Annotated in this window: 31 protein-coding genes and 1 pseudogene; 15 read left to right on the forward strand and 17 right to left on the reverse strand. The window is 41.6% G+C overall.

Annotated features, from left to right (window positions below; all coding sequences use genetic code 11):
* Nucleotides 1-211 (forward strand): annotated as a pseudogene (locus tag AC6EJC_RS22505) (TetR/AcrR family transcriptional regulator); the annotation flags it as partial.
* Nucleotides 212-237: 26 nt separating this feature from the next.
* Nucleotides 238-984, forward strand: coding sequence for a type I methionyl aminopeptidase (gene map, locus AC6EJC_RS22510; protein WP_192512989.1), 747 nt, complete (start codon nt 238-240; stop codon nt 982-984).
* A 232-nt stretch (nt 985-1,216) separates the two neighbouring features.
* Here map and AC6EJC_RS22515 read toward each other — a convergent pair whose 3' ends face one another.
* On the reverse strand, nt 1,217-1,696 hold the full coding sequence (locus AC6EJC_RS22515) for a DUF2798 domain-containing protein (RefSeq protein ID WP_444955880.1): 480 nt from the start codon (nt 1,694-1,696) through the stop codon (nt 1,217-1,219).
* A 297-nt stretch (nt 1,697-1,993) separates the two neighbouring features.
* Between AC6EJC_RS22515 and AC6EJC_RS22520 the strand changes: the two genes are divergently transcribed.
* Nucleotides 1,994-2,212: a DUF4303 domain-containing protein gene (locus AC6EJC_RS22520; protein WP_223822066.1), complete on the forward strand. Its 219-nt coding sequence runs from the start codon at nt 1,994-1,996 to the stop codon at nt 2,210-2,212.
* Between the two features lie 550 nt (nt 2,213-2,762).
* Here the strand turns inward: AC6EJC_RS22520 and AC6EJC_RS22525 are convergent.
* The 9 genes from AC6EJC_RS22525 to AC6EJC_RS22565 form a co-directional block, all read right to left on the reverse strand.
* Nucleotides 2,763-3,971 carry a CynX/NimT family MFS transporter gene (locus AC6EJC_RS22525; RefSeq protein WP_444955881.1) on the reverse strand — a complete coding sequence of 403 codons (1,209 nt, stop codon included), beginning with the start codon at nt 3,969-3,971 and terminating at the stop codon, nt 2,763-2,765.
* A complete protein-coding gene (locus AC6EJC_RS22530) occupies nt 3,968-4,660 on the reverse strand; it encodes a FadR/GntR family transcriptional regulator (RefSeq protein WP_190299262.1) in 693 nt (230 codons plus the stop codon). Before AC6EJC_RS22530 ends, AC6EJC_RS22525 begins: the two co-directional genes overlap by 4 nt.
* A gap of 501 nt (nt 4,661-5,161) precedes the next feature.
* Nucleotides 5,162-6,877, reverse strand: a complete 1,716-nt coding sequence (gene ptsP, locus AC6EJC_RS22535) for a phosphoenolpyruvate--protein phosphotransferase (protein ID WP_444955882.1) — start codon at nt 6,875-6,877, stop codon at nt 5,162-5,164.
* Nucleotides 6,877-7,140 carry a phosphocarrier protein HPr gene (locus tag AC6EJC_RS22540; protein ID WP_190299537.1) on the reverse strand — a complete coding sequence of 88 codons (264 nt, stop codon included), beginning with the start codon at nt 7,138-7,140 and terminating at the stop codon, nt 6,877-6,879. Before AC6EJC_RS22540 ends, ptsP begins: the two co-directional genes overlap by 1 nt.
* A 42-nt stretch (nt 7,141-7,182) precedes the next feature.
* Nucleotides 7,183-7,806, reverse strand: coding sequence for a YczE/YyaS/YitT family protein (locus tag AC6EJC_RS22545; RefSeq protein WP_444955883.1), 624 nt, complete (start codon nt 7,804-7,806; stop codon nt 7,183-7,185).
* Nucleotides 7,807-7,821: 15 nt separating this feature from the next.
* On the reverse strand, nt 7,822-9,261 hold the full coding sequence (locus tag AC6EJC_RS22550) for a glycoside hydrolase family 1 protein (RefSeq protein WP_190299536.1): 1,440 nt from the start codon (nt 9,259-9,261) through the stop codon (nt 7,822-7,824).
* Between the two features lie 18 nt (nt 9,262-9,279).
* The gene (locus AC6EJC_RS22555) at nt 9,280-9,627 is read right to left on the reverse strand and encodes a PTS lactose/cellobiose transporter subunit IIA (protein WP_190299259.1); all 348 of its coding nucleotides are present in this window, start codon (nt 9,625-9,627) and stop codon (nt 9,280-9,282) included.
* 21 nt (nt 9,628-9,648) lie between these two features.
* Nucleotides 9,649-10,878: a PTS sugar transporter subunit IIC gene (locus AC6EJC_RS22560; RefSeq protein ID WP_190299258.1), complete on the reverse strand. Its 1,230-nt coding sequence runs from the start codon at nt 10,876-10,878 to the stop codon at nt 9,649-9,651.
* A gap of 16 nt (nt 10,879-10,894) precedes the next feature.
* Complete coding sequence (locus AC6EJC_RS22565) at nt 10,895-11,203, reverse strand: PTS sugar transporter subunit IIB (RefSeq protein WP_223822108.1); 309 nt, start codon at nt 11,201-11,203, stop codon at nt 10,895-10,897.
* 160 nt (nt 11,204-11,363) lie between these two features.
* On the opposite strand from AC6EJC_RS22565, the gene AC6EJC_RS22570 reads away from it, so the two are divergent.
* From AC6EJC_RS22570 to AC6EJC_RS22585, 4 genes are all read left to right on the forward strand, one after another.
* Nucleotides 11,364-13,268, forward strand: a complete 1,905-nt coding sequence (locus tag AC6EJC_RS22570) for a BglG family transcription antiterminator (protein WP_190299256.1) — start codon at nt 11,364-11,366, stop codon at nt 13,266-13,268.
* Nucleotides 13,269-13,338: 70 nt separating this feature from the next.
* On the forward strand, nt 13,339-13,923 hold the full coding sequence (locus AC6EJC_RS22575) for a TetR/AcrR family transcriptional regulator (RefSeq protein WP_444955884.1): 585 nt from the start codon (nt 13,339-13,341) through the stop codon (nt 13,921-13,923).
* Between the two features lie 111 nt (nt 13,924-14,034).
* The gene (locus AC6EJC_RS22580; RefSeq protein ID WP_444955885.1) at nt 14,035-14,382 is read left to right on the forward strand and encodes a DMT family transporter; all 348 of its coding nucleotides are present in this window, start codon (nt 14,035-14,037) and stop codon (nt 14,380-14,382) included.
* A gap of 1 nt (nt 14,383) precedes the next feature.
* A complete protein-coding gene (locus AC6EJC_RS22585) occupies nt 14,384-14,698 on the forward strand; it encodes a DMT family transporter (protein WP_190299253.1) in 315 nt (104 codons plus the stop codon).
* Nucleotides 14,699-15,315: 617 nt separating this feature from the next.
* Here AC6EJC_RS22585 and AC6EJC_RS22590 read toward each other — a convergent pair.
* Complete coding sequence (locus tag AC6EJC_RS22590; protein WP_444955886.1) at nt 15,316-16,041, reverse strand: RNA polymerase sigma factor; 726 nt, start codon at nt 16,039-16,041, stop codon at nt 15,316-15,318.
* A 200-nt stretch (nt 16,042-16,241) separates the two neighbouring features.
* Here AC6EJC_RS22590 and clpP point away from each other — a divergent pair, with 200 nt between their 5' ends.
* Genes clpP through AC6EJC_RS22605 form a run of 3 tightly spaced genes read left to right on the forward strand, consistent with a single transcriptional unit; the run spans nt 16,242 to nt 17,806 of the window.
* Nucleotides 16,242-16,826: an ATP-dependent Clp endopeptidase proteolytic subunit ClpP gene (gene clpP / locus AC6EJC_RS22595; protein WP_013310269.1), complete on the forward strand. Its 585-nt coding sequence runs from the start codon at nt 16,242-16,244 to the stop codon at nt 16,824-16,826.
* A 59-nt stretch (nt 16,827-16,885) separates the two neighbouring features.
* On the forward strand, nt 16,886-17,092 hold the full coding sequence (locus AC6EJC_RS22600; RefSeq protein WP_076294779.1) for a hypothetical protein: 207 nt from the start codon (nt 16,886-16,888) through the stop codon (nt 17,090-17,092).
* A gap of 48 nt (nt 17,093-17,140) precedes the next feature.
* Nucleotides 17,141-17,806, forward strand: coding sequence for an MBL fold metallo-hydrolase (locus AC6EJC_RS22605; RefSeq protein ID WP_444955887.1), 666 nt, complete (start codon nt 17,141-17,143; stop codon nt 17,804-17,806).
* 181 nt (nt 17,807-17,987) lie between these two features.
* Here the strand turns inward: AC6EJC_RS22605 and AC6EJC_RS22610 are convergent, their stop codons facing one another.
* On the reverse strand, nt 17,988-18,563 hold the full coding sequence (locus tag AC6EJC_RS22610) for a TetR/AcrR family transcriptional regulator (protein ID WP_444955888.1): 576 nt from the start codon (nt 18,561-18,563) through the stop codon (nt 17,988-17,990).
* A 146-nt stretch (nt 18,564-18,709) separates the two neighbouring features.
* On the opposite strand from AC6EJC_RS22610, the gene AC6EJC_RS22615 reads away from it, so the two are divergent.
* Nucleotides 18,710-19,822 carry an alpha/beta fold hydrolase gene (locus tag AC6EJC_RS22615; protein WP_444955889.1) on the forward strand — a complete coding sequence of 371 codons (1,113 nt, stop codon included), beginning with the start codon at nt 18,710-18,712 and terminating at the stop codon, nt 19,820-19,822.
* 128 nt (nt 19,823-19,950) lie between these two features.
* Here AC6EJC_RS22615 and AC6EJC_RS22620 read toward each other — a convergent pair whose 3' ends face one another.
* A complete protein-coding gene (locus AC6EJC_RS22620) occupies nt 19,951-20,142 on the reverse strand; it encodes a hypothetical protein (RefSeq protein ID WP_444955890.1) in 192 nt (63 codons plus the stop codon).
* Nucleotides 20,143-20,426: 284 nt separating this feature from the next.
* On the opposite strand from AC6EJC_RS22620, the gene AC6EJC_RS22625 reads away from it, so the two are divergent.
* Nucleotides 20,427-21,176 (forward strand): class I SAM-dependent methyltransferase, encoded by a 750-nt coding sequence (locus tag AC6EJC_RS22625; protein ID WP_444955891.1) that lies wholly within the window; start codon nt 20,427-20,429, stop codon nt 21,174-21,176.
* Nucleotides 21,177-21,440: 264 nt separating this feature from the next.
* Here the strand turns inward: AC6EJC_RS22625 and AC6EJC_RS22630 are convergent, their stop codons facing one another.
* Both AC6EJC_RS22630 and AC6EJC_RS22635 read right to left on the reverse strand, forming a co-directional pair.
* Nucleotides 21,441-21,620 carry a hypothetical protein gene (locus AC6EJC_RS22630; RefSeq protein WP_029515064.1) on the reverse strand — a complete coding sequence of 60 codons (180 nt, stop codon included), beginning with the start codon at nt 21,618-21,620 and terminating at the stop codon, nt 21,441-21,443.
* A gap of 24 nt (nt 21,621-21,644) precedes the next feature.
* The gene (locus tag AC6EJC_RS22635) at nt 21,645-22,085 is read right to left on the reverse strand and encodes a hypothetical protein (protein WP_444955892.1); all 441 of its coding nucleotides are present in this window, start codon (nt 22,083-22,085) and stop codon (nt 21,645-21,647) included.
* 585 nt (nt 22,086-22,670) lie between these two features.
* Between AC6EJC_RS22635 and AC6EJC_RS22640 the strand changes: the two genes are divergently transcribed.
* A complete protein-coding gene (locus tag AC6EJC_RS22640; RefSeq protein WP_044645949.1) occupies nt 22,671-22,889 on the forward strand; it encodes a helix-turn-helix domain-containing protein in 219 nt (72 codons plus the stop codon).
* Nucleotides 22,890-22,978: 89 nt separating this feature from the next.
* Here AC6EJC_RS22640 and AC6EJC_RS22645 read toward each other — a convergent pair whose 3' ends face one another.
* Nucleotides 22,979-23,257, reverse strand: coding sequence for a DUF6809 family protein (locus AC6EJC_RS22645; protein ID WP_444955893.1), 279 nt, complete (start codon nt 23,255-23,257; stop codon nt 22,979-22,981).
* Between the two features lie 114 nt (nt 23,258-23,371).
* On the opposite strand from AC6EJC_RS22645, the gene AC6EJC_RS22650 reads away from it, so the two are divergent.
* Nucleotides 23,372-23,590 carry a helix-turn-helix domain-containing protein gene (locus AC6EJC_RS22650; protein WP_250262078.1) on the forward strand — a complete coding sequence of 73 codons (219 nt, stop codon included), beginning with the start codon at nt 23,372-23,374 and terminating at the stop codon, nt 23,588-23,590.
* A 472-nt stretch (nt 23,591-24,062) separates the two neighbouring features.
* Here the strand turns inward: AC6EJC_RS22650 and AC6EJC_RS22655 are convergent, their stop codons facing one another.
* The gene (locus AC6EJC_RS22655; RefSeq protein ID WP_444955894.1) at nt 24,063-25,268 is read right to left on the reverse strand and encodes an MFS transporter; all 1,206 of its coding nucleotides are present in this window, start codon (nt 25,266-25,268) and stop codon (nt 24,063-24,065) included.
* A 188-nt stretch (nt 25,269-25,456) separates the two neighbouring features.
* Between AC6EJC_RS22655 and AC6EJC_RS22660 the strand changes: the two genes are divergently transcribed.
* The gene (locus AC6EJC_RS22660; RefSeq protein ID WP_444955895.1) at nt 25,457-26,059 is read left to right on the forward strand and encodes a TetR/AcrR family transcriptional regulator; all 603 of its coding nucleotides are present in this window, start codon (nt 25,457-25,459) and stop codon (nt 26,057-26,059) included.
* The last annotated feature ends 49 nt before the right edge of the window (nt 26,060-26,108 follow it).

Genomic DNA, 26,108 nt, shown 5'->3' on the forward strand with positions numbered 1-26,108 from the left:
CACGACGCTCTTTCGATCTGCCTCGCTGTTGGAAACCAGCCGTGCGGCGGACGGGGCTGCCGCTTCTGGCGTAAACGCGGCAGAGCCGCCGTATCGGCTACAGCGCGCGGAAATGCTGCTGGCCGCCTTGGTCGGCTGCGCCTCGCTTTCGCTTCGCCGCGGAAAGCTGCACGAGGAGGCCAGAGATATCGTCCGGTTTTTAAAATTATAGAATTGATAAGGAGCGAATAGACAAGGATGATCATTTTAAAATCACCTAGGGAAATCGAAGAGATGAAGCCGGCGAGCCAAATCGTTGCGGACTGCTACCGCGAGGTGGCCAAACTGATCGAGCCTGGGATCACCACCCGGGAAATCAATGACTTTGTTGCCAGACACATCACCAAGCTGGGTGGCAAGCAGTTTACGAAAGGGTACAACGGTTTCCCCGCCGAAACCTGCATTTCGGTCAACGATGTGGTGGCCCACGGCATTCCTTCGAACCGGGCGCTTATGGACGGCGACTTGCTGAAGCTCGACATCGTCGTGGAATACGGCGGATGGTTCGGCGATTCGTGCTGGTGCTATGCGGTGGGCAATATCCGGCCGGAAGCGCAAAAATTAATGAAGGTGACAAAGGAATGCTTGGATCTGGGGATCGCCCGGGCACTCCCGGGGGGGCGGCTCGGCGACATAACGTCAGCGATTCAACAGCATGCGGAATCGAACGGGTTTTCGGTCGTACGCGATCTGCTGGCGCATGGGATCGGGCGGAGCCTGCACGAGGAGCCGAGCTACGAGCATATCGGCGTAGCTGGTAAAGGCATTCGGTTAAAGGAAGGCATGGTGTTTACGATTGAACCGATGATCAACCAAGGTACGTTCCGTATCACGATCGACGACGATCAGTGGACGGCGAGAACGGCCGACGGCAAGTTGTCGGCGCAATATGAGCATACGATCGCAGTTACGTCGGACGGACCACTGATTTTAACGGCCCAGTAAGAATAGAGGCGAACGGACGGCAATGCGTCATTTTAGGAAATAAGTCGCCAACCCGGCCTGCTTGGCCTGACGAAAGTTCGTAATCCGAAACGTGAAAAAGCGCTGGTTCCAGCCTGGGACCAGCGCTTTTTTTACATGGTTTGTAACTTTACCGTTTTACGAAAAACCACGTTGTTATGCGATTTTTTATTATGACTTTGGTATCGTGTTACGGATTTACACTCTCTCTTGGCTAGCCGTGTCTTGCGTGTATTTTTTTCATTGCAAATCTGGCTATTGGCTGAGCAACCAATAGCTCAATCCAAAATGCTACACCAAAATTTCTAAACCAACTGTGAAAGAAGTTCTGAAAAGGTTCTAGGCTTATTTGTTTCGTACCAACCCAAGTTCCTATAATGGTTAGAAGCATAGATAAGACTGTAACATTCAATAAAGTATTCAATAAAACTCTAGCATTAAATCCATCTGTTTGTCCTACGAATTTGGGTATCACTTTACCCACTAACGGTCCTGCAACCAATCTTACTAACAAAACAACGATAATCCACATAAACGGAATAATCTTTAGCGTTTCTAAATAGTTTTCTTTACTAAAGCCTCGTTCCAATCCCATAATAATTGGGGCGATCGTGTTTACTGAAATAATTGAAATAATCAATAAAAATAATATACCTTCTTTTGCGTTTTGAGGCAGTCTTTCTTCCTTATACATATTGTTTCCCTCCGAAATAAAAATATTTCAGATGGTAGACGTATCATGCGACATATATTTTTGGTCATTAAAACTAGTACCAATATCTCTACACTGATCTAACAATTATAACAACTTTTTTTAAACAAATGAAAGGATTTCTAAAACAATTTTTCTGCAGTGACATTCGTTAACTGTGACGATCCTCGGACTATCGCTACAAGAGTTGAAAGAGAATGAACGGTAGGCTACATGGAGTCGAGCTCATAATGTAAAATATAATCAAGCATAAAACTCATAAAGGAGTATATGAACCAGATGAACAATTTTCTGAATGAATTTGAAGAAAGATTTAGAGCAGGATTTTTGGATGATCTTAAAAACATACTGAAAGAAGTCAAGAATGAGAAGGTTTACGGTTGTGCTTTTGGGACAAACAGCGATTTTGTCACCTTGTTTCTTGCTGTTAATACGGAGGAATCACTTGTTAGACATATCACAAACATGAAGGCCCAAGGCCGTGTCCATGACGGATGATGATATGGCCGAGGAACTGGAAAATCACTCCGTAATTCAGATGACAGACGCCAAATTAGTTGATGGCTTCTTGCATCGTTATCAATAGAAGTACAGTTTGATATATTACACTCATTTCGTTCAAGTAGATTGCTTTACCAGACAAATTCGCAATGTGCTTGTCCCATGCATCGATAAACTACGCATCCTCTTTGTTTAGTTTATCCCCATTAGATACGAATAAACTTAAATCATTCATCCAGATGATGTGTACGGACAATAAAGTTGTGTACTAGCCCCCCTTGGGGTATCAACGTTTTTACTGATTATGTGATTCTGCAATATACAATAAAGTTGTATTATTAAAATTCATACATCTTAATAATGAACAATTCAATTCTATCTGCAAGTAAATGTAATTAAATGCGATACTTATTGATAACCTCGTTGTGCTCTTGTTTAGACATTGGTGTAAGGCGAGCTTTTCGAATTCTCACAGTTGATGTGTTCATCTGACGCACATGAACTACAAGGTTGCGATGTCATGATCGCTCTTGGAGGCGATTCTGCCTTATACTGTGCGATTTTTTGAGGCGCCCAAGCCAGATATGAACAACAGAGCGCTAACGACAAGCAATAATAACAGCGGGAAGTTCCAACTTGCTGTGATGTCATGGAGCAAACCAAATAAGATCGGTCCAGTTGCTGCCAGCAAATATCCAACGGATTGCGACATGCCGGACAAAGAAGCTGCATCGTGGGCATCTTTCGTCCGCAAACTTAAAAAGATCGTGGCCAAGCTGAACGCAAATCCCCCACCAATTCCAAGTAAAATTGTCCATAACGAAATGAAAGCATTTCCGCCGAAATAAAGGCCTCCCAAAGATACAAACAACAGGATAGTCATTATGATAACCAGTGAACGTTGATTCCTTATGCGCCCCGCAACGATCGGCACGATGAACGCTACGGGCAGCGCAGCGATTTGAAACAGCGACAGCATCCAACCGGCGCTGTCTTCACTCAAGCCCCGGCTTGTCATAATTTCAGGCAACCAAGCGATCAAAACATAGAAAAAGAGAGACTGCATCCCCATAAAAATCGTAATCATCCATGCCAACGGTGAACGCCACAGACTTCGACGAGCTGACGCACCGCCCGTTGTTGTCCTGGAAGACGCGTGACTCACCCGAACTTGAGGCAACCAGAATAGCGCGGCCAACAAAACGAGTGCGCCCCAGATGACTAGCGCGCCATTCCAACCGAAACCGAGATTACGGGCGAGCGGAACGCTTACACCGGATGCGATCGCCCCGCATAAATTCATCGACACGGAGTACACTCCTGTCATGAGACCGACTTGACGAGAAAAATCCCGTTTAACCATACTCGGAATGAGCACGTTACACACCGCAATCGCGAGCCCAAGCAAAGCAGTGCCTGCAAACAAAGAAGCTGTTGCAGGCAACAAGCGGATCGCGATACCCGCCATGAGCAGAACCAACGCATAAAGCATGGTCCTTTCCACCCCGAAGCGGCGCACCAGAATGGGCGCGAACGGTGAAAGAAGCGCAAAAGCAAGCATCGGCAAAGTTGTGAGCAGACCTACCCCGGTATTCGACAGTCCGAGGGACTCGCGAATCGAGCCAACCAACGGGCCTACCGACGTTAGCGGTGATCGCATGGTCAGTGAGATCAGGACGATACCGATGATGATCGGCCAACTCGACGACAACGACTTCTTGACCATCGTTGACTTCGTATCGATTTGTACGCTCACGGCCGTTCCCCTCCTTTGACGTCGAGAACAGCTTGCGATTCCGCAATATAACGGTGAACCGCTGCCACAGCCCGATCGGCGTCTTTATCGACAATCGCTTCGACAAGCAGCCGGTGCATTTCCAAGAAATCCGCACCGACTTCATAACGAGTCAAGCTTGTAATCGAATCTTGCGACGCTTCAGCGATATGGTCGTATAATTCGATCAATATTTCATTGTGAGATGCAGTGACGATGCTTTGGTGAAGACGAATATCCTCCGTTACAAATCCATCAATGTCTCCGAGTGCAGCAGCCGCCTCGCAGCGTTCAAGTTGGAGAAGAAGTTCATTCGCCTCGTCGCTCGTTCTACGTTGCGCAGCCAGATGGGCTCCCTCACGTTCGAGCGCATGCCGGACTTCTAACGTCTGCAGCGTATCGGAGCGCAAAATACGTTTTTGCAGCACGACCCCCAAAACGCTTGAAGAACAGACATAAGTTCCGTCCCCTTGTTTCGTCTTCAAGAGCCCCGCGTGTATCAACGCCCGAATTGCTTCCCTTAATGTATTGCGGCTAACATTCAACTCCGCCATCAACTCCGGCTCGGCCGGAATGCGCATCCCGACAGTCCACTTGCCGGATTCGATCAGACTTTCCATTTGCAGTGCGACTTGCTCAACCAGCGTCAGCCGGTTTGTTTTCTGAAGCATGTGTCAACCCTCTCTTCGCCTTTTCCACCAAACATAGGATGTTTGGTGGATAGGTATTTTATCACACTTATTTAATTGAAACAACTCTCTGCGGCCCTCGCCGCCCGGTGCAGTTCATGTCGGCCTTATGCTCCGAATAATATTTTCTGCTATACTTCGCGGATTTGTACCCTTCAAACACAGTGCGGGTTTTGGCGTAATCAACCGTTGCGGTCTTTAATTCGACGTTTGTTCTCATAGCCGCCCCAATGCCTTTGAGTTTGTCAGAAAGAACATGAAATCGGTTTGTGGTCTGTTCCGTTTTTCCCGCAAGCTGCTTATATTCAAGCAGGTTGTTTTCCTACAAATATTGGAGCGATTGCGCCGTCATTGCGCTGGCTGGTATCAGCTCATTTTCTTTCGCGGCAATAAGTTTACTTCACAAGATACTTAAAAAGGCGACCCTGCCGAAATATCCAGCAGAATCGCCTTTCAAGTTTTAGCCCAAAGCTGCAATCGTTATTAATTAAAGGTCTTTTTTACAAACTCAATAACTTCTTCCGACATTTTCATGGATAGAACGGCCTCTTTAACGCTTTTTGCATGTTCACTGGCCAGCTCTTTAATTTGTGCACGTGCCGGAAGGATTGAGGTTGCACTCATGGAGAACTCATCAAGTCCCAAACTAAGCAATAAAGGAAGGGCAATCGGATCGCCTGCCATTTCTCCGCACATTCCAACCCATTTTCCTTCGTTATGCGCCGCATCAATGACCATTGAAATCAGCCGTAAAATCGCTGGATTGAAGGGTTGATACAAATAGGATACGCGTTCATTCATACGATCGGCGGCCATGGTATATTGGATCAAATCATTGGTGCCGATACTGAAAAAATCGACTTCTTTGGCAAATTGATCCGCCATTACAGCTGTAGACGGTATTTCAACCATCATGCCAATTTCAATATTATTCGCTACTTTTACGCCGCTGGCCACAAGCTTTTCTTTTTCTTCCAAAAGAATGGCTTTGGCTTCCCTGAATTCAGATAATGTTGCGATCATGGGAAACATGATTTTCAGGTTTCCATAGACGCTTGCACGTAATAATGCACGCAATTGTGTACGGAAAATGTCCTGTTCTTCCAAACATAAACGAATCGCCCGAAAGCCTAAGAACGGGTTCATTTCTTTGGGCAGTTTCAAGTAAGACAGTTCTTTATCGCCACCGATGTCCAAAGTTCGGACAACTACCGGCTTCCCTTGCATTTTTTCCAAAACGGTTTTATAAGAGACAAACTGCTCTTCCTCTGTTGGAAGCCGATCTCTGCCCATGTAAAGGAACTCCGTACGGTAAAGCCCGACCGCTTCTCCTCCATTTTCCAGCACATTTTTAACATCAGCCGGTGTGCCAATGTTCGCGGCCAGTTCGACATGCACGCCATCCTTAGTTACCGTCGGCTCATGAACCAATTTGGCCCACTGTGCTTTTTGCGTTTCGTATTTTGCTTTTTTCGCTTCATATTGGGCAATGATTTCTGATGATGGGTCTATGATGACATCGCCTTCCAAACCGTCGACAATGACAACTATGCCGTTTTCAATCCTGGCCGTAACTTGTTTTGTGCCGACGACAGCCGGAATTTCCATGGAGCGGGCCATGATCGCCGAATGAGAAGTGCGGCCGCCGATATCCGTCGTAAAACCTTTCACATATCTACGATTTAACTGCGCGGTATCGGAAGGTGTCAAATCCTCGGCGATGATGACAACTTCTTCGGAAATCAAGCTTGGATCGGGAATTTGCACGCCTAATAAATGCGCGATTACCCGTTTCGTTACATCGCGGATATCTTTGGCGCGTTCCCGCATATATTCGCTTTCCATGGATTCCAGCATGGAAACGAACCTGTCGGCTGATTCTTTCAAGGCAAATTCCGCGTTTACGCCTTCCGTACTTATATTTTCGAAAACCGGATTTAATAGTTCCGGGTCGTTTAACACCAATAACTGAGCGGCGAGAATTTCCGCTTTATCGGCGCCAAGCTCACGGTTTACGTATTCCGTAATTTTTTCCAGCTCCGCTTTGGAGCAGCTGATGGCCTGCTCTAATCGCCGTTTTTCGGCGTCCTTGTCTCCAATGCTCTTTTTTACGATTTGAAGCTCCGGCTCCTCCAGGCGGTACGCTTTGGCAATCGCTATACCGGCTGAAGCGCCAATTCCTTTCAGGTTATTGCTCATTATTCGCCAAGCCCTTCGTTTTTCAAGGTTTCTTCAATCCCTTGGATCGCCTTATCCGCATCGGAACCAACCGCAGCAATTTGAATTTGAGCTCCTTGCGGAACACCTAGAGACATTACACCCACTATCGATTTGAGGTTAACGGTTCGGCCGTTATATTCGATGTTAACCTCCGCATTGTATTTGCTTGCGGCTTGAACCAAGATGGAAGCCGGACGCGTGTGAATGCCTACCTCGTCAATGACTGTAAATGTTTTTTTCACCATAGTTTCTATCTCCTCTCCTCTATATAAGTTGCTCTTTCTTTAGTTCAACTTATATAGCCTTCCAAATTTAAACAGTATTTTTTCGAGCAGCATGGTTCCCGGTCCGGTTAAAGCAAAGGCGATCACCGTTCCGATCCCCACTATTCCTCCGAACAAGAATCCGGTGCTTAAAAAGATCGCGTCTACACCGATTCTGCCGAGATCATACCTGATTCCGAATTTTGATTCCGTATATCGCAAAATCGCGTCTAAGGCGTACATGCCATTGCCAAAATTCATCAACAACACATAAGTCATGGAGAAACAAAAGTTAGCCAGGATGACGATGACGATTTTGTTGAATAACGATAAATCCGCTAGTTCCATATTGGCAATAAACGGATGAATCCAGTTAATCAAGGGCCCGATCAAAAAGGAATACATGATGGAAGAAAAACCGATTGATTCACGATTTAGCAATAAACCCGCAGCCAGAAAAACAATACTTACGTAAAAGCTTGCAAGACCGACACTAACTCCGAGACTTTTATGCAATCCATCCAACAAAACCGTTAATGTATCGGACCCTATATTGCACTCGATAAAAAGATTAACGGCTAGAGCGCTTAACGCCGTGGCAACGGCCACAATAACTAATCGTCCGCCAAATTTCGCAAGAGCCATGTATTTACGCAACCTTTAGTCCAGATTTTCTCCATTGGAAGCGATCACTTTTTTCATCCAGTAAAAACTGTCTTTACGGAGGCGCTTTTTGCTGCCCTTGCCGTAATCATCCTGATCTACGTAAATAAATCCGTAGCGTTTGCTCATTTCCGAGGATGAACAACTAACGATATCAATCGGTCCCCAAGCATAATAGCCTCTTAGATCCACCCCATCCTTAATGGCTTCTTTCATTTGTTCGATATGAGCCCGGTAATAGTCAACCCGATAAGGATCATGGATCGAATTATTCTCTTCTAATTTGTCATGGTAGCCAACCCCATTTTCCGTGATATAAATAGGGCACTGATACCGGTCATAGAACAGGTTAAGCATAGTACGAAGACCGATAGGATCAATAGTCCATCCCCATGAATTGGCCGGAAGTTCAAAATTGCGGTAAGGTCCTGTTTTGTTTTTCAAACTTTCTTCATCAAAAATGCGAGTATAGTAGTAGGAAAATGACATAAAGTCAGCCGTATTTCTCAATGCTTCTTCGTCGCCTTCCGCGAATTCAACGGTAATATTGTTGTCGTGGAAATAACGGAAAGCATAACCAGGATAATATCCGCGCATTAAAACATCGGAGAAAAAGTACTCCATTTGATTATTGCGAACGGTGGCGAATACATCTTCCGGTTTACTGGTAGCCGGATAGGCAGGTCCCCCGCAAAGCATCATCCCGATTTGCAAGTTGGAATCCAGGTTTTTGGCATACTTCGTGACCAAACCGCAAGCTACCATTTCATGATGCACACCTTGATATTTGGCGGAGGCTAAATCATCCACTACATCTTCCGCAATGCCCAGATGGTTAAAGGATTCATGAACAATTAAATTGATTTGATTAATAATAATCCAATATTTCACCTTTTTATGGTATCGATCAAGAATCACTTTGCTAAAGTGGGCAAAAAACTCGATCATTTCTCTGGAGTACCACCCTTTATAAGCCAGGGTCAAATGAAGCGGCATTTCGTAATGGGACAGGGTGATCATCGGTTCCATTCCGTTCGCTATAATTTCGTCGATCAGGTTATCATAAAATTTCAAACCTTCTTCATTAGGCTTCTCTTCGTCGCCATTCGGAAAAATTCTTGTCCAATTGATCGAGGTGCGAAAGGTTTTTAGTCCAAGTTCGCTCAACAATTTCAAGTCTTCTTTATAAGTGTGATAGAAATCAATTCCCCAACGCTTCGGAAAAATTCGCTCTTCGTTTTGAATGGCTTCTTTAATATAGTCCGTAGTCAGTTCTAAATTGTACTTTTTATCTAAAGGAATTTCATCCGTAAATTCATTAATATCCGCTACGCTTAACCCTTTTCCGTTCACATTATAAGCGCCTTCCGCTTGATTGGCGGCGATGGCTCCCCCCCACAAAAAATCAGCCGGGAATCCTGATGGAATATTTTTCATTTTCATTACTTCCTCCCTTTATTTATTAGTCATTTCTAATTGGGTCAACCTCTGATTAAAGCTCTCGAAAATGTCGATTAACCGCTTGGCAATATTAATTTCACTATAAATCGTCATTAACGTGTCTTGCGCATGGGCAAATAAAACCGAGTACTCCCCTTGCCCACCTTCTGTTTCTTTTTGGATGCAATTCGTTTGTACGCGATGGGCGATCACAATTTCGTCGTTGGCTAATTTCATCTTCTCCTTAGCTCCAGCAAAGTCGCTTTTTTCAATATCTTTTAACGCATCCGTACAATGTTTTCTTGCTTCCCCCGCGTGCAAAATGATTTGCATCGCATCATGAGCTACTTGTTCCGATGTCATTGTTAACTTCCCCTTAACAGATTAATTGGTTTGCGGCAATTCTTTTTCAAGTTCTTGTTTTTCGTAGGTTTTGAAAAATGGATACCAAATCAGCGTAGCCACCGCGACGCAGATGAGCATCAAAATAATGCCTGTGATCGTTCCTGTCGTAATCCACGTGGAAATTGGAAAAGGAGCATACCACAGATCGAAGATCACTTTCGGTATGGGGCCGAATGGAATGACTTTGGTCCCGATCCAAACGATTGCCGGCAAGATGATACCCATGATCCACATCGGCAGCATCAATATGGGGTTCCATACGATAGAACCGAATACTAAAGGCTCGTTGATATTAAAGATGGCGGGTATAAAGCTTGCCCGGCCCAGCGCTTTTAGCTTGGTGCTTTTAGAGAACGCATGCATAATAACCAGGGGTAACGTACAGCCCACGCCGCCTACAAACAAGTATGCCGAAAAAATCGTTTCGGCCGTTACGAGATTATGCGCCCCCATGGTCGCGTTCGCGGTAATGGCCGCCAGAAATATCGGTTTGGTGACAGGGGTTAACACCCAACTGGAGATCCCCATGGAATATAGGAAACAGTAAATAAATATAATCAGCATGAATCCCCAAGGCGTCTCTACCACGTTGGCCAACGGCATAAAAATATTTAAAATGATGTTGTATATATCGACATGAACGATATCGACCAAAACCCAAGCCGCAACCAAAGTGATCCCGATAGGGAGCATGGAATCAAACCAGGCTCTGACAAAGTCCGGAATAACGGAATCCTCCTTGAAAAAAGAGAATTTTCCAAACAAACTCATAATATAACCGGTGAAAAGAGCGGCGATGATGGCAACGAACATACCTCCGGTTCCCAAAGAACTATGAGTAAAACCGACCGTGCCATCTTTTACGACCTGGGGAGTAACGATGATTAAAAAAGTGATCAAACTGGTACATCCGGCAATAAAGCGCTGTTTTCTTAACTTCTTTTTCTCCATCAAATTAAACGGAATCAGGAAAGAAACCAACAGCGACAGCATGCCCATCGTCCATCCAAACGGAACCCAAAAATTAGGGTAGTTTTTGATTTGATAGACATCACCGGGTATGGTGAGAAGGCAAAATACTGATCCCAGAAGAATAAAAGGCAATAATTGCATGACGGAATCCTTGAGCGTTACGATCCATACATTGTTATTGACTTTATTCATCTTCGGGGAGAAGTCGTTTTTAAGCCATTCCATTAATTTGTTCATTTTTCTTATCCCCTTTTTAGCTGTTCAACTCACTCAGCAGGTCATCTAAAGCCGCTTCCCCATCCAAAGTGGAATAATAAGAAGGCTTCATTAAGAGCACTTTGACATCGGTATCTTGGGTAAGCTCGTTGATATCATCCATGATATAAGCCAAGTGGGGGCCGACTAATAAAGCATCAATGTCATGGATGTAATTTTCAATTTCCGCTTCCCCTCTGGCTTTGATGTCCATATTCAGGTTTCTTTTTTTAGCGGCCTTGCGAATATTGGCAGCCATAAAACCGGAGCTTGCCCCTGACCCGCAAATTAACAGCACATTTAGCATTTCGCTTGAATTTCCCATGGTAATCCTCCTCGCTTTTCTTTATAATCGTGGTGTGATAGCGCTATCATTACTACAACCAAACTATATTACAAATCCAAAAACAGTTTCAAATAAAAAACTGCACCCCTATGGTGCAACATTTTAAAGTGAGGAGACGCATATGAAAACACAGTATATTGATTTAATTCAATATTTAAGCTCCTCTAAGCATTGGATTTCGTCGCAAAGTTTAGCGGATAATTATGGCGTGTCCAAACGTACCATCAAATCTTATATCGGTGAGATTAATCAGATTCACCACGGGTTAATTCTATCGTCGAATAAAGGCTATAAGATCGATACTGATCAGGTGAACACCTTTCTAACTACCAAACAAAAGTCAATTCCGAAAACCCAATCCGAAAGAATGGCTTATATTCTGAAAAAACTGGTGCAAACCAATCAACCCATTTATATTTATGATTTAAGCGAAGCGCTGTTTATCAGCGAATCAACGCTGAGGGTGGATTTAAAGCTGATCAAGGAAAAGCTTTCCAAAAACAACCTGGAATTGAGCCTGGTTAAGGACCATATTAGTTTGCAAGGCAAGGAAAAGGATAAACGTAAATTAATGAGCAGCATTTTGTATGAGGAGGCCAATGGAAGCTTTATTGATATTGATAAAATCAAAAGATTTTATCAAGAATTGAATGTGGATTACATTCGGAAAGTCGTTGTTGAAACCTTTTCTTCCCATCACTTTTTCACCAATGATTTTTATTTAACCAATATGATCATCCACATCACCATTGCATTGGACAGAATGAAACATGATTTTCAGTTTTTAAATAAGACCGTGAATTATAACATGGACAACACCGCGTATTTAATCGCCAAAGAAATCGCCTTTAAATTGGAATCCTATTTTCACGTGCAATATTCAGAAGAAGAAATCGCCGATTTGGCGATCTTAATTTCATGCAATGGGACGAACATTAATTTTACGCAAATTGAAGTCAGTGACCTGGAGCAGATCGCTGGGAAAGACTGTATTGATTTGGTCAGCGAAATCGCATCCGACTTGGATAAGTATTACTATATCAGTATTGCCGATGCCGATTTTATTACGCGTTTTTCACTGCATGTTAAAAACCTTTTGATGAGATTAAAAAATCATCATTCGACGAAAAATCCACTAACGAACACGATCAAAAGAGAATGCCCGCTCATTTACGATTGCGCTGTGCATGCTTCCCATGTGATTAAAGAAAAAACCGGTCATCGGATTAGCGACGATGAAATTGCTTATTTGGCCTTTCACCTGGGATATGCTATTGAATTGCAGCGGCAAACGAACGTAAAAATCTCGTGTACGGTGCTGTTTCCGCTCTACTACAATATGAATGTGCAAATGATCAATAAATTGCAGCAGTATTTTGGCGACGATATCTCGATCCATTCGATTGTCACGGACGAGAGCGATTTGAATTATGCAACTAGCGACTTTATTATTTCTTCCGTCCAATTGCACAAAATTCCAGAAGTCCCCTATGTCGTGATTACCCCGTTTTTTATCGAAAATGACCGAGAAAAAGTATCGAACAGAATATTTGAATTAAAAGAGCAAAAAAAGAAAAATCAATTTAAGCTCCATCTGGAATCTTTTTTAGACGAAAGACATTTCTGCCACTCCACGGCAAAGTCGGGCAAAGAGGACGTTTTACGGTTTATCTGTCACACCATGAACCAGGATGGTTATACGAACGAAGATTTTTTTACCAAAATTATGGAACGGGAAGCAATGTCCTCTACCGCGTTCGGACAAGTAGCCCTTCCTCATGCGATCAAAATGGAATCCAGCAAAACGGGCATGTTCATTTATTTGAATCCGAATGGCATCAAATGGGATCATTCTACCGTGAAAATAGTTTTATTAATCACCGTCAGCGGGGAGGATCGAAAAATATTCCGTGACGTATTCGATGCGCTCGCCACCATATTGACGGAGGATAAACATGTGAATCTGTTGTCATCCCTCGATCATTTCGATGATTTTATCAATCAATTAATCGCCTGCTGGGAATAATTTGTTGACAATAGTTTCACCTCCCCCTACAATGAATGACAATCATTCATGTTGAGGAGGGTAAAAAATATTGGCAAACTTCACGGATGGGAAATACAATCTCATTTTAAACGCGTCTATCGAAGTCATAACTGAAAAAGGATACGACAAGACGGTTATTTCCGATATCACAAAAAAAGCGGGCATTGCCCAAGGAACGTTTTATTTATATTTCTCCTCCAAAAAAGCATTAATTCCGGCGATCGCAGATCATCTTCTGACTATTACTTTCGGTAAAATTAAAGAAAAAGCACAGGATAAAGAAAGTTTTTGGGAGGTGTTGGAGGTTGTCATCGACGAAACCTTCAACATCACCGATTCATACAAAGAAATCCTTGTCCTTTGTTACTCCGGTCTTGCGTTCGATCATTCCATGGAAAAATGGGAAGCCATCTATTCTCCTTATTATGATTGGTTTGAGGACATATTATTGAAAGCCAATAACCATCATGAGATCATTCATGATCCTCATGCCAAATGGACGGCCAAACTTCTCATCAATCTGATTGAAAATGCTGCCGAACGATTTTATATTGGACTTGAACAAGAAGAACCCCTGGACGTATATAAGACTCGGGTATTTCATTTCATCAAAAGATCATTACGGGAAATATGAAGAAAAACACCGGAAACTTGCCCTTATTTTTTTAAAATAAAATGACTGACGTTCATTCATTATTCATGTAGTAACTATTATGAATTTACTAAGCGGAAAGGAATATGCTTTATGAACAAGGGTTGGATTTTTGTCATTTTGACTTCTCTATTTGAATTGCTTTGGGTCTTTGGCTTTAATGTTGCCAATACTTGGTGGCACTGGGTTATCATCATCACCATTATTATCATCGATATGCAATTTCTTTCAAAAGCATGCGAGTCATTGCCAACAGGCACCGTTTACGCCATCTTTGCAGCAGCTGGTACAGTAGGAACGGCTCTTATGGACATTATTATTTTCGACGCGGAATTCAGTGTTGCCAAAGGTCTGTTTATGGGGATTCTGGTCATTGGGGTTATTGTTTTAAAACTATTTGACAATAAGCCGGAATCCGGATCGGCAAAAGGAGTTCGTTAATATGGGTTGGCTATTCGTATTTATTGCTGCTCTATTCGAGTTGATTGGGGTCATCGGTTTAAAAAAATTCAGCCTAAGGAAATCCTTTTTGAATTTGCTGATGTTCTTTGGCGGATTTGGAGGTTCTTTTGCATTTCTTTACGCCTCCTTTAACTATCTTCAAGTCAGCATTGCCTATGCGGTCTGGATTGGAATAGGAACTTCGGCTGCCGTTCTAGTAAATATGATTTTTTTCAATGAATCCAAAAGCATTGAGCGCATTATAAGTCTCATGATCATTGTCGTTGGTGTTGTTGGACTCAAAACAGTTTCATAATACCCGCAAATGCTATATAAGTCATATGTGGGCCAATTAATAAAAACTGAAATCAGTCAAATTTCTAAAAAGGTTAAAGACAAGCATTCATTGGGGAATTGTTCTCGTTAATAAGTAATACATGAACCTCAATATTTAACGCTATTTCCCGTACTGTATGCAACAGAGGCTTGAAATTACCCTGCATCAATTAATTTTAAGATACCAATACAGGAAAGGGTTCAAAGCCCTTTGTTTTGTTATGCAACTTATATTCGCTCTGATTGAACCATAGCAGTCACCCCCAACATTTAATAAAAAGACCGATGATACTTGCTCATCGATCTTTTGTTAAATAATCACTTAGAAGAGATATTATTATTTTCTTCTTTTTTTTCTCCAAGTTTTATCAAAATCGCTATTGCTAGGTCTCTCCCACCTTATAATGACCTAATAGTTTATCTTGGGGTTCCCTTTTTAATGATAATTCACTTCATTTTTTTATCATTTTCTCTGTACGGAAGCCTTCTTTAATATACTTTATTTTATTCCCAGCTAAGAGCTGTGAATTGGAATGACCGGGAACTTGTTTCATCAGAAACAACCACTATGATCAGCCCCGCATTTCTCTTCGCAAACTACGCCGCCATCATCCTCATGGTATTGGAATCCGTTTGTTTTATTGAAGCGAGACTCCGGTGCATCTTATGATTGACGATTCCGATCACCACGTCCGGCTCCATTTCATCCTGATGGGAGAACATAACCGTTGCGGCAATATCTCCCATCTGATATGCTGCCGTCAACGCCCTTAGAAAAGTCTTCGAGTTTTCACTTTCCGGTAAGGATAACTCTCCTTTGAGGAGATCCTCCCTGACTGCTCCAAGCGATTTTCGTGCCCGGTGAAGTGCAACTTTTACCGCTCCCTCCGTTGTTTCAAGCTTGTCGGATGTCTCACGAATCGAATATCCAAACACATCTCGCAGCAAAAAAACAGTTCTCTGAAGCGGAGATAAATGATTCATTAAGGATTGCAACGCTATCTCGATTTCAAAAGATCCATGATCGGGTACAGTTACTTTCGCTTGTTCCCTATTCAATATCCGAGTGTAGACTGCTTTTCTCCGTATGTCATCAATCCAGGTGTTCTTAGCAATCCGTAGCAAAAGCGCTTCGGGATTTGTATGCTCGAAGCTATTTAACTTACCTAATGCTTTTATCCAAGTGTCCTGAGCCAGTTCTTCCGCATCCCAATTTGATTTCGTAAGCGACAGACAGTAACGTTTCAGGACCGCCTGTAATTCCTCCAAGTTCTCGATGTTTATTATATTATCTGTCATTTGTATAGAATCATCTATGCGCATAGGTCCTCTCCTCCACGGTCTTATTCTGCCCTTTCCTAGAGCAAAGCCATTTGTTACCTCAAATGTAAACGAACAAGTGGTTGTAAAAGTTACACCATTTACGCAAATCGTTTTTCCATTGAAACCTCCGTATCTTTTTACGGCCTCGGTCCGTTTACAAGGAGAAATCAACTGAAAACAGGAAATTGGGGGTATCAAAAATGAGTGTTTATGTTCCTTATGTTGTTGAGCAAACCGCTCAAGGTGAAAGATCGTACGATATCTATTCCAGACTCTTAAAGGATCGTATTGTGTTTGTCGGGGCAGCCATCGATGATCATTTGGCTAACAGTATTATTGCTCAATTATTGTTCCTGGCGGCAGAAGATCCGGAAAAAGAAATTTACATGTATATCAACAGCCCAGGTGGCTCTACTTCCGCAGGATTTGCCATTTATGATACGATGCAGTACATCAAACCCGATGTACACACGATATGTACGGGATTCGCTGCTTCGTTTGGCGCGATCCTGTTGCTAGCGGGCGCCAAAGGGAAACGTTCGGCGTTGCCGAACAGTGAAATCATGATCCATCAGCCGCACGGGGGCGCACAAGGTCAGGCCAGCGATATTGCGATCAGCGCAAAACGAATTTTATGGACTCGTGAAAAGGCAACCCGTATCACAGCTGAACGGACCGGGCAATCTTTTGAAAAAGTCGAAAAGGATATGGACCGAGATTTTTACATGTCCGCTCAGGAGGCACTGGAATATGGTGTCATTGATCAAGTGATAACTTCTTTGTAGAGTATGCTCAAAACCTAATGATCTGCAAGAAACTTCAAGAAATAATACGAGGTGATATCATGTTAGCAAGCTTACAAGGTAAGGAAGTAACTATTCATTTTATAGATGGGACAAATGTATGCGACGGGATATTGGATCAGATTGACGACAAGTTCGTTAAATACCTTACGCAATATCAGACGCTTGTTATTCCTATTACATCCATTCGCACCGTATCCATTGACATTAAGGAACGGCAACGCCACAGAGTTGGATTCGCCCCATGAACCTATTTTAGCATGGGTGGCAATTACATTGTACGGAGGCCCGATATTATGGAAATTTCACAGGGAGTAGAAATGCTTCAGCTAGATTTTCATGGGAATAGGATTCACCCCATTCTTTTGTGGGATCGAAAAATGGCTGTATTAATAGATACAGGATTTCCCGGGCAAATTGAAGATTTACGCGTGGCTATGGAAAAGGTAGGCGTGTCGTTCGACAAACTAAAAGTTGTGATTTTGACGCATCAGGATGTAGATCATATAGGCTGTCTTCCTGAGATTTTGCAGGAGTGCGGCCATAATGTTAAAGTATATGCACACGAACTGGATAAGCCGTATATTCAGGGGGATATCCCTCTTTTAAAAGATGGTCACCTTATGAATCCCCCGAAGGGCAAAGTGGACGATACCTTAATAGATGGTCAGGAACTGCCGTTTTGCGGCAGAATTCGCGTCATCCATACGCCTGGGCATACCCCTGGTCATATCAGCCTTTATTTAAGGCAAAGTAAGACTCTTATTGCCGGGGATTCGATGTACAGTGTAAACGGGATTCTCGCGGGAATTCATGTCCCGACCACACCCGATATAAATGCAGCTCATCTCTCATTGAAAAAGTATTTAGATCTCGATATTGCATCCGTAGTTTGTTATCACGGGGGATTAAGTAATACAGATATATATGATCAGATATTAGGACTTACCAAAGGATTATAAAGTTAAAGTTCCAGCAAACTACCTTTTGGTGAACCGATGTTGTGAACGAGAAGATTATTTTAAATAACACTTTGTTAAATAACACTTTGTTAAAGTTCAATCACAAATTAACAAAGTGTTATTTTGCATTTCACAAAATAGATCTTCATTGTTTATTCCTGCAACCCATACTCCACGCGTGCTAACTTGTATATAGATCAGACTTTAACTGATTAAAAATATATTCTTGCATTTGATCTAAAAGAAGAATGATGTTAGCATCTTTGCCACTTTTCAAGACCCACTGAATAGACATCATTGAGTTAACAGCATATAGTTCAGCTAAATACTCCAATGCGATTGAAGTTGAAGAATTCTGTTGCTTTAAATAATCTAAGCAAGTCCTAAACAAAATTTGTTCAAATTCCTTACGTAGATCTGCTGTTACTTCATGAACGGCTAACAATGTTGAAATTTCAAGCTTATTTTTAATCATATTATCGGTTACAAGTTCTATGGCATTTGCCACCTTGCCATCTTCCATGGGATCAAAACGCTGCTCAATTTCAACTTTAAAATCAGAAGCATACTGTTTAACTATTTTTTCTAGCAAGTCGTACTTATCCAAATAATGACTATAAAAAGTAGAACGTCCGATAAGAGATTGGTCACAAATTTTTTTGATCGTAATATCTTTAAAATCATGTTGTTGGAGTAATTCTATTAAAGCTCGCTCAATAGCTATTTTTGTTTTATAAATTCTGATATCTTCATTCATTTGACCACTTGCTCCTTATGTGTAAGTTTTCGAACACTTCATATATAACATGTAAGATATCTTACAGATTATGCGATACTAATTATTTTTTATGTAGTAACTATACTCCATAGTAAACACATACCCAAATTGAAGGAGGAAAATATATGTTTAAATCATATGTCAATAACGAACAGTTCAATCTTCAAATTAATCGTTTTATCAATGATTATTATCAAGAAGATGATCGAGCACAAGCTGACTTGGAAAAAATGATTCCGAAATTAAACGACACCCATAGCTGGTATGAGGCTTGGCTCAATTTTGCAAAGAAACGCGAAGACAGCAAGGACTATGACTTAGCCTCAGTCTACTATCAAGCTGCAGAATTTTATCTTGCAACTACAGATCCCAATAAAGAAAAAATGTATCAAAAATATAGAGAAACATTCTATAAAGGCTTTCATGATTTTGATTATGAATCCTACAAGATTCCCTATGAAGATTCCTATCTTCCTGCTGTAAAATTGTTGGCGCCTGGAGCTACGAAAACATTACTTGTCTTTGGTGGCTATGATTCTTACATGGAAGAGATGCTTAAAATGATGAAATTTATGAAGGGAATTAATTACAATATTATTGTATTTGATGGTCAAGGCCAAGGAACTGCATTAAAAAATGGTCTAAAATTCATTCATAACTGGGAAAAGCCCATATCAACGGTGATCGATTATTTCAAATTAGATCGTGTAAGTCTCGTAGGTGCTTCTTGGGGAGGGTATTTAGCTATGCGTGCGGCAGCCTTCGAAAAGAGAATCGATAAAGTAGTTGCTTTTAACATTTTCTATTGTGGCTTAGATGCATTAAAAATGGGCATGCCAGAAGAAACGTATCAGAGTATAATGCAGCTAGTCGATCGTAATGAAGTAGATCAAGTGAATTCATTATTTGAACAGATGATGACTCACAATATTGATTTGCATTGGAAGATTACCAAAGGGATGGAAAACACAGGTGTAGCAACGCCTTTTGATCTCATTAAAAATTTTGAAAAGCACACAATGCAAGGCATTGGGGCATTCATTAATCAAGATGTTCTTTTACTAGCTGGACAAGATGATCAATACGTACCTATTAGCCGACTCGCACAAATCCAACAAGAATTAATCAATGCTGCGTCCATTACAACCAAAGTATTTACTAAAGAAACAGGTGGTGAACAACACTGCCAAGCAGGTCACAGGGAATTAGCCTTTAATGAAATCAATAAATTCCTATAACAAAGATGGATAAACACTAAAAGTATTTCACATAAAATATTCAGAGTATTGTTAATGCGGATATTTAGTAAATATTTAAAAGAATTATGTATAACGAATGGTTTCCCCAAAAGGGGAAACCGCCTTTTTTACGTCTCACTTTGATCTGCGTATTTAATAAGAATTTTATCACCTATAATTTTTTTATTTCCGGGTAGGTTAAATGATCTAATCCTTTGTTTTGTTCCTACTATAATTGTACCTTCATCTTTTGAGTCAAAAGTTAAACTAACATCCATTATTTTTCCCATTTTAAACGTTACCCCTTTATCGTTCTTCAATATAAAGTCCTCCTTAATATCACTAATTCTTTCAAGTGATGTTAAATCAGGAGCGACTATTTTACTATGGTTAAATTAGGTTTAAAGACACGTTCTGGTCCAGTAAAAAGATATGCCTCATCCGATCCGCTAAATTAGCGGTTTTTTTAAAAAAAAGTGCTTGGGCGCCAGTCCTTTTTTATAAAACATCAACATGGTTTCCATATATCGCAAAACCGAGAAATAGATGGTATAATGAAGGATGATTTAAAGAAATCTGTATTGTAGTGGAGGAATGATTCATATTGATAAATCACGATAATCTTGAAGAGTATCGAGACCCGATTAATTATGATCTTGAATTTGGCGGCGAGACTAATAAATACAATTTCTATCTTGATATGGCTAGATTGAACCCAGGCGAGGTTCTGGAACTTGCATGTGGTACAGGATTGACAACCATTCATATATCAAAATCGGGGATACATATAACAGGTGTTGATATTTCTTCATCGATGCTTGAATATGCGCGGGTTAAAGCTCAAGGTTTGCCTGTAGATTTTATTGAAGCTGATGCTCGTACATTCGATTCCGAAAAGCGTTTTTCCATGATTTATTTGACAGGAAATGCATTCCAGGCATTTTTGAGCGATGAGGATCAACGAGCCTTACTCGAAACCGTCTACAAGCACCTAGAGCCAAATGGGATGTTTGTTTTTGAAACACGAAACCCCTTGGGAACCGATTTATCCAACCAAGAGGAAAGCATCTGGGGAAAATTTATCGATAAGGATGGAATTAAAGTCAAGGTTTCTGGGACACAGTCGTATGATTCAAGTAACCAGATCATGCACTGGGTCACGTTCCGAGATTGGGGATCGGAGAAAACAACTTCTCGAATTGCATGTCGCTTTACTGATAATGACACGCTTCAGCGTTTATTAACGAGCCGCGGCTTTTATATCGAAAATCAATATTCGGACTGGGATAAAACACCGTTCACTCCTTCATCTCCTTCCATCATTAGTGTTTGTCGAAAAAAACATGGAGCCTAAAACGAATAATCCCAGAATGTTCATCCCAAGTGTTTGCCGACCGCGATATGATATCCATGCCATTCTCTTTTTTTGAAGGAACAACAGGCTATTCCAGTGATTCCCGGAATGAAAAATCGCCGAGTCATCCCTTGCGGTGGAGGAATATTTGGAAACAGTTCGGCAGAATCGTCAGATTGGCTTTGTACGTCGGGAAACAGCAATAACAAAAAAGGGTGGAATTGATAAACTATATCAATTCCACCCTTTTTTTGTGTGACGAGTTCAGTCTCTTTTCTTGGTACCGCTTTTTACTGTGAAAAACAACAATGATAAGAAGAATAGAGCCTGTGAAGTTTTAACCATCAACCGGATTCCTTCACCTGAATCTTTTATATCAAACAGAATATCAGCTATGGATACCAAACCTGTAGTAATAAGTATAATCAATGCGAGTATGTACACGTTTAGTCCCCCTTTTGTTCGGTTTTACAGCAGGAAGAAGACAATAGCTCTGGATGCTGGTTCGGCCAACCATGCAGGCAATCCAACATATTTTAAGGCGTAAGCAAGACCGTCCTCTGCTGTGCCTGTGAAATCTACCATGATATCCAAAGCTTGCATTATTACTTGATAACCAAGATAATATTTCAAAGTTTCTTTTGCACCGTCGGTCAAAAGTGGTATCTTATCTACATAAATTTTTATCTGTTCATTCCAAGCACGTGACCCAATATTTTTTAGTTTAGAAATTAATTCTAACGCTACTTCTTTTGCGAACTTTGATCTCCAGCCTTGTGTACTTACTTCCCCAGATGGACGTTGAGTATCGACCATTCCAAGATTAGTGCCTACAGTTTTGAAAAGGTCATCATAATCAACTTGTCTTAATTCTTGCTCTAATCTTTCATCAAGAATTCCATTTTCCAAGTCTATCTTAGTCTCTGAAGTTATAGAAGATTATCCTCTCTTCATATATTTGGTATTTTCATCAATATACTAACATGAATTATATATAATTGTAAAATAGAGGGATATAGTAGATGATTTTTCCTGTAATAATATCTATTCATAGGATTTGGATAATAAATGGTTATTATAACCTGTGAAAAGAGACTGTTTACTGAATAATTTTTGACCGAATGATGGCCGTTCGTTAGACTTTCAACGTGATATATTTGTATCATGGAAAATCAAATAAGGAACACACCACAGCTTTCGAGCCTCGGTGAACCAGGTCGACCAATGTGCCGGCCTTTTGATTTTTCAACAAACCATATTAGGGAACATAAATCATTTCTACAGACGCAAGCGCAGTAAGAAACGGTGGGTACGCATATTTGGTAAATATATTGAGTCTCAAAATCATATACTTCAAACAATAAATGGATGCGCATACGTCTGTTCCCTTCTTGCTCTAAACCCAAATGAAATCCTCCGACTAAATAGCGAAATATTCGCTAAAAATAAATAGCGATTATTTCGCTGGGATATTCTTGGTTTGGAGGTGAGAAGATGTACCAAAGAATCCGAGATTTGCGTGAAGATAGAGATTTAACTCAAACCCAAATGGCTGAATATTTGAATTGTAGTCAACGAATTTATAGCAATTACGAACGCGGCGATGTTGATATTCCTACAAGGATTCTAATCAAACTAGCTGATTTCCATAACACAAGCACAGACTACTTGTTAAACAGAACGAAACAAAAAAAACCTTATCCGGCAGGCTAGCTACTTTTAGAAATAAAAAAGGTAACTCCTCATGAAGGGGCTACCTTTCAAAAAAATTTATAATCGCCCCCTTCAATCTTCTGAACTACCTATTTTAACCCTTCTTTCCCGTCAAATACTTCAATCATTATTAGTGCCCCCATTTTATAACCCTCAATATAAGCTGAAGCGGACAATAAGGAAATTAAAACATCTTGTAAATCCGAAAGTTCTTCAATTAATTTGTAATCCTGTTCTGGCAATTTTGTTTTGAGGGCTTCCTCAGCATCGGCTATTCTCTGAGAGACCAGTTCAAACTCAGTGTCTTTCGATTGTATTCGTTCACTTGGGTTACATTTTCCGTAATAAAAGTTCTCCAAGATACTCATGATCTACTCCTTCTTGATATGTATTATTAACCCTCTGACTAATTTTAGCGAATTATTCGCTAAAAATCAATAGCGATTATTTCGCTAAGATATTCTTAGTTCGAGGTGAATATGATGTATCAACGGATTCGAGATTTACGTGAAGATAAAGATTTGACTCAAACTCAAATGGCCGATTATCTGAATTGTAGCCAGCGGATATACAGCAATTATGAACGTGGGGAAATAGACATTCCAACGGAGATTTTAATTAGACTAGCTAATTTCCACCATACAAGCACAGACTATTTACTAAATAGAACGAAACAAATAAAGCCCTACCCGGCGGGATAACATTTCTAAGAAATAAATATTAGGCTTAAACTAATTGTGCATTATTTCAATAAATGTTTTTCAACCAACGTAAAATTCTCTTTTATTGTAGATTTCCCATCCACCGTAATCAGTTTTACACCAAGAGTATGGGTCATTTTATTGGCTTTACGAAGGAGCGAGGAGGGACCATTATAGTATATCTATGTACATACCCAACTTCCCTTAGGCGACAAGCCGTTCGCAGACACAGAGCATCATTTGCTCCTAGTTTGATGAAGTCGAACTTACAGGCTACCAGTCTGGTGCGGAATGCACTTCATTTTTATCGTATGATCGAATGCAAACACAAGGAGCATTGCCCTGTCGACAACATCGGCTTGGACAATGCTCTTTATTTTATAGCAACTGCCCCGGGGACAGCATCTTCTACTCATTAACGTTAGAAGTCATAACAAGCGAATTTTTTAAAAAAGCCTCACTAATTATCAGATTACTGTGGAGGGAACGAATACTTTTTGCCACCCCAAGCCACGAGAAGCGCAAGGAATAAGAGTATGAATAATGCCCATGAAAATGATCCCGCACCAAAAGTTTCAAGTAAAATACCCCCAGCCATCCCGCCGCCAGCGATAGCCAGATTCCATACGGTCGTGTTAATCGGCATGACCATATCCACTTTGCTCTCCCCTGCAGCCTGAGCAAGCGCCGTTTGCAATAGCGTTGCTGCGCCGCCGAAAGTTAAACCCCATACCGTAACAATGATATAGATTATAAGGACATTGGAGTTGCTAAAGCTCATGGCAATAGAAATTAAGACGAAGGAAATAAGACTAATAAGGACAAGCTTACGCAGCCAACGGTCGATGAATACGCCAGTTATCCATATACCTACGAGAGCAGCAATGCCAAAGAAAGCCAGCGCCAGACCCACTCTCTCCCCCATCCCATTGGCCGCAAGAAATGGAGCAATATAAGTGTAAAGAATATTATGTGCTGTCATCCAGGTCAGTACAACCAATAGTATGGGCCGAATCCCCGGTGTAAGGAAGACTGCATAGATCGAAGCTTGCTTATCGGAGGACTGTCCCGGATAGTCCGGCACCTTCCAAAGCACCCACACGATCAGTATAACAGTCAGTAGTGACATGATTCCAAAAACAGAACGCCAACCCATAAGGTTCCCCAGAAACGTTCCCGCCGGGACACCAATAGCCAAGGCGATGGGCGTTCCAACCATGGCAACCGCCATCCCCCTCCCCTTCAATGTAGCAGAGACCATGCGGAGAGCGTAACCGCCGATCATTCCCCATAGAACTCCAGCCGAAACTCCTGCCAGTAGACGGGCAGCCAGCGTCAGTATGTAGCTGGAAGAAATTGCGGTGACACTGTTAAAAACCAGGAATCCGCAGATAGCCAGAAGTAACAGCGGACGCCTCCGCCATTGGCGGGTAACTATAGCTACAGGGATGGCAGCCACTAAGGAACCGATAGCATACACAGTGACCAATTGACCGGCCATTGCCTCTGAAATATGAAGTCCCTTACTTATTTGCGGAAGCAAACCAGCCGGAATCGTTTCTGTCATAATACAGATGAATCCTGTCATAGCCAAAGCGAGCAGGCCAAGCCAGGGAAAGGACCTAGAGGAAGCGGAAGACGCGATCTTTGCAGTAGTAGAAGAATTATTGCTGGACATTAGCGCAGCTCCTTAATATCGATTTCAAAACAAGTTCAAGCGGAAGACCAAGCAAATGTGCCAGTGATTTGACCTCCTTTTATTTTATTTATGGATCGATCATTCCATATTTTAAAGAGACCTCCCGCTCTTGTCAATTACTTTTGGATCGATTAGTATATAAGTACAAGATAAAAGGAGGCGACTCCATGGTTAGAACCGGAAGACCACGTAAATTCAGTCGCGACGAAGCGATCTCCCAAGCTATGATGTTGTTTTGGGAGCATGGATTTGAATCAACCTCTTTGGCTCAGCTCAAAAAGGCGATGGGCGGCATCTCCTCAGCCAGCTTTTATGCAGCTTTTGAATCAAAAGACGCATTATTCAAAGAAGCGCTGGACCGGTATTTGGCTACATACGGACAAGTATCGACAAGCCTTACAAACTATTCACTTTCATCGCGCACAGCTGTTGAATTAGCCTTAAGAAGTTCAGCAATCATGCAGACTGAGCAGACCCATCCCTTGGGTTGTTTAGTCATATTGTCTGCAAATACTTGTTCGCCGGAAAACACTCATATTCGAGAACTATTGATCAGGCAAAGAGCAGTGACTAGGAACAAGTTCTATACTCGTATTGAGCGAGCTACCAAAAACGGAGAACTTCAAGAATCCACAAATGTTAGCATGTTAACCACACTATTCGTTACCTTTCTGGAAGGTATATCTACGGAAGCCAGAGATGGTGTGTCCCTAGACAACATTGATGCAGCCATAACTAAATTGATGGAGCTTTGGGATACTTGTGCCTGAGACTTGCCCCAGTCTTCATGGAAATAAGGGCATACAAATAGAAAAAGGC

It is taken from the genome of Paenibacillus sp. TY11 (assembly GCF_059772165.1).

Excerpts from the sequence above, each read along its gene's own strand:
- map (WP_192512989.1), top strand. The coding sequence starts at position 238 with ATGATCATTTTAAAATCACCTAGGGAAATCGAAGAGATGAAGCCGGCG.
- AC6EJC_RS22515 (WP_444955880.1), bottom strand. The coding sequence starts at position 1,696 with ATGTATAAGGAAGAAAGACTGCCTCAAAACGCAAAAGAAGGTATATTA.
- AC6EJC_RS22520 (WP_223822066.1), top strand. The coding sequence starts at position 1,994 with ATGAACAATTTTCTGAATGAATTTGAAGAAAGATTTAGAGCAGGATTT.
- AC6EJC_RS22530 (WP_190299262.1), bottom strand. The coding sequence starts at position 4,660 with ATGCTTCAGAAAACAAACCGGCTGACGCTGGTTGAGCAAGTCGCACTG.
- ptsP (WP_444955882.1), bottom strand. The coding sequence starts at position 6,877 with ATGAGCAATAACCTGAAAGGAATTGGCGCTTCAGCCGGTATAGCGATT.
- AC6EJC_RS22545 (WP_444955883.1), bottom strand. The coding sequence starts at position 7,806 with ATGGCTCTTGCGAAATTTGGCGGACGATTAGTTATTGTGGCCGTTGCC.
- AC6EJC_RS22550 (WP_190299536.1), bottom strand. The coding sequence starts at position 9,261 with ATGAAAAATATTCCATCAGGATTCCCGGCTGATTTTTTGTGGGGGGGA.
- AC6EJC_RS22555 (WP_190299259.1), bottom strand. The coding sequence starts at position 9,627 with ATGACATCGGAACAAGTAGCTCATGATGCGATGCAAATCATTTTGCAC.
- AC6EJC_RS22560 (WP_190299258.1), bottom strand. The coding sequence starts at position 10,878 with ATGAACAAATTAATGGAATGGCTTAAAAACGACTTCTCCCCGAAGATG.
- AC6EJC_RS22565 (WP_223822108.1), bottom strand. The coding sequence starts at position 11,203 with ATGCTAAATGTGCTGTTAATTTGCGGGTCAGGGGCAAGCTCCGGTTTT.
- AC6EJC_RS22570 (WP_190299256.1), top strand. The coding sequence starts at position 11,364 with ATGAAAACACAGTATATTGATTTAATTCAATATTTAAGCTCCTCTAAG.
- AC6EJC_RS22580 (WP_444955885.1), top strand. The coding sequence starts at position 14,035 with ATGAACAAGGGTTGGATTTTTGTCATTTTGACTTCTCTATTTGAATTG.
- AC6EJC_RS22585 (WP_190299253.1), top strand. The coding sequence starts at position 14,384 with ATGGGTTGGCTATTCGTATTTATTGCTGCTCTATTCGAGTTGATTGGG.
- AC6EJC_RS22590 (WP_444955886.1), bottom strand. The coding sequence starts at position 16,041 with ATGCGCATAGATGATTCTATACAAATGACAGATAATATAATAAACATC.
- clpP (WP_013310269.1), top strand. The coding sequence starts at position 16,242 with ATGAGTGTTTATGTTCCTTATGTTGTTGAGCAAACCGCTCAAGGTGAA.
- AC6EJC_RS22600 (WP_076294779.1), top strand. The coding sequence starts at position 16,886 with ATGTTAGCAAGCTTACAAGGTAAGGAAGTAACTATTCATTTTATAGAT.
- AC6EJC_RS22605 (WP_444955887.1), top strand. The coding sequence starts at position 17,141 with ATGGAAATTTCACAGGGAGTAGAAATGCTTCAGCTAGATTTTCATGGG.
- AC6EJC_RS22610 (WP_444955888.1), bottom strand. The coding sequence starts at position 18,563 with ATGAATGAAGATATCAGAATTTATAAAACAAAAATAGCTATTGAGCGA.
- AC6EJC_RS22615 (WP_444955889.1), top strand. The coding sequence starts at position 18,710 with ATGTTTAAATCATATGTCAATAACGAACAGTTCAATCTTCAAATTAAT.
- AC6EJC_RS22640 (WP_044645949.1), top strand. The coding sequence starts at position 22,671 with ATGTACCAAAGAATCCGAGATTTGCGTGAAGATAGAGATTTAACTCAA.
- AC6EJC_RS22645 (WP_444955893.1), bottom strand. The coding sequence starts at position 23,257 with ATGAGTATCTTGGAGAACTTTTATTACGGAAAATGTAACCCAAGTGAA.
- AC6EJC_RS22650 (WP_250262078.1), top strand. The coding sequence starts at position 23,372 with ATGTATCAACGGATTCGAGATTTACGTGAAGATAAAGATTTGACTCAA.
- AC6EJC_RS22655 (WP_444955894.1), bottom strand. The coding sequence starts at position 25,268 with ATGTCCAGCAATAATTCTTCTACTACTGCAAAGATCGCGTCTTCCGCT.
- AC6EJC_RS22660 (WP_444955895.1), top strand. The coding sequence starts at position 25,457 with ATGGTTAGAACCGGAAGACCACGTAAATTCAGTCGCGACGAAGCGATC.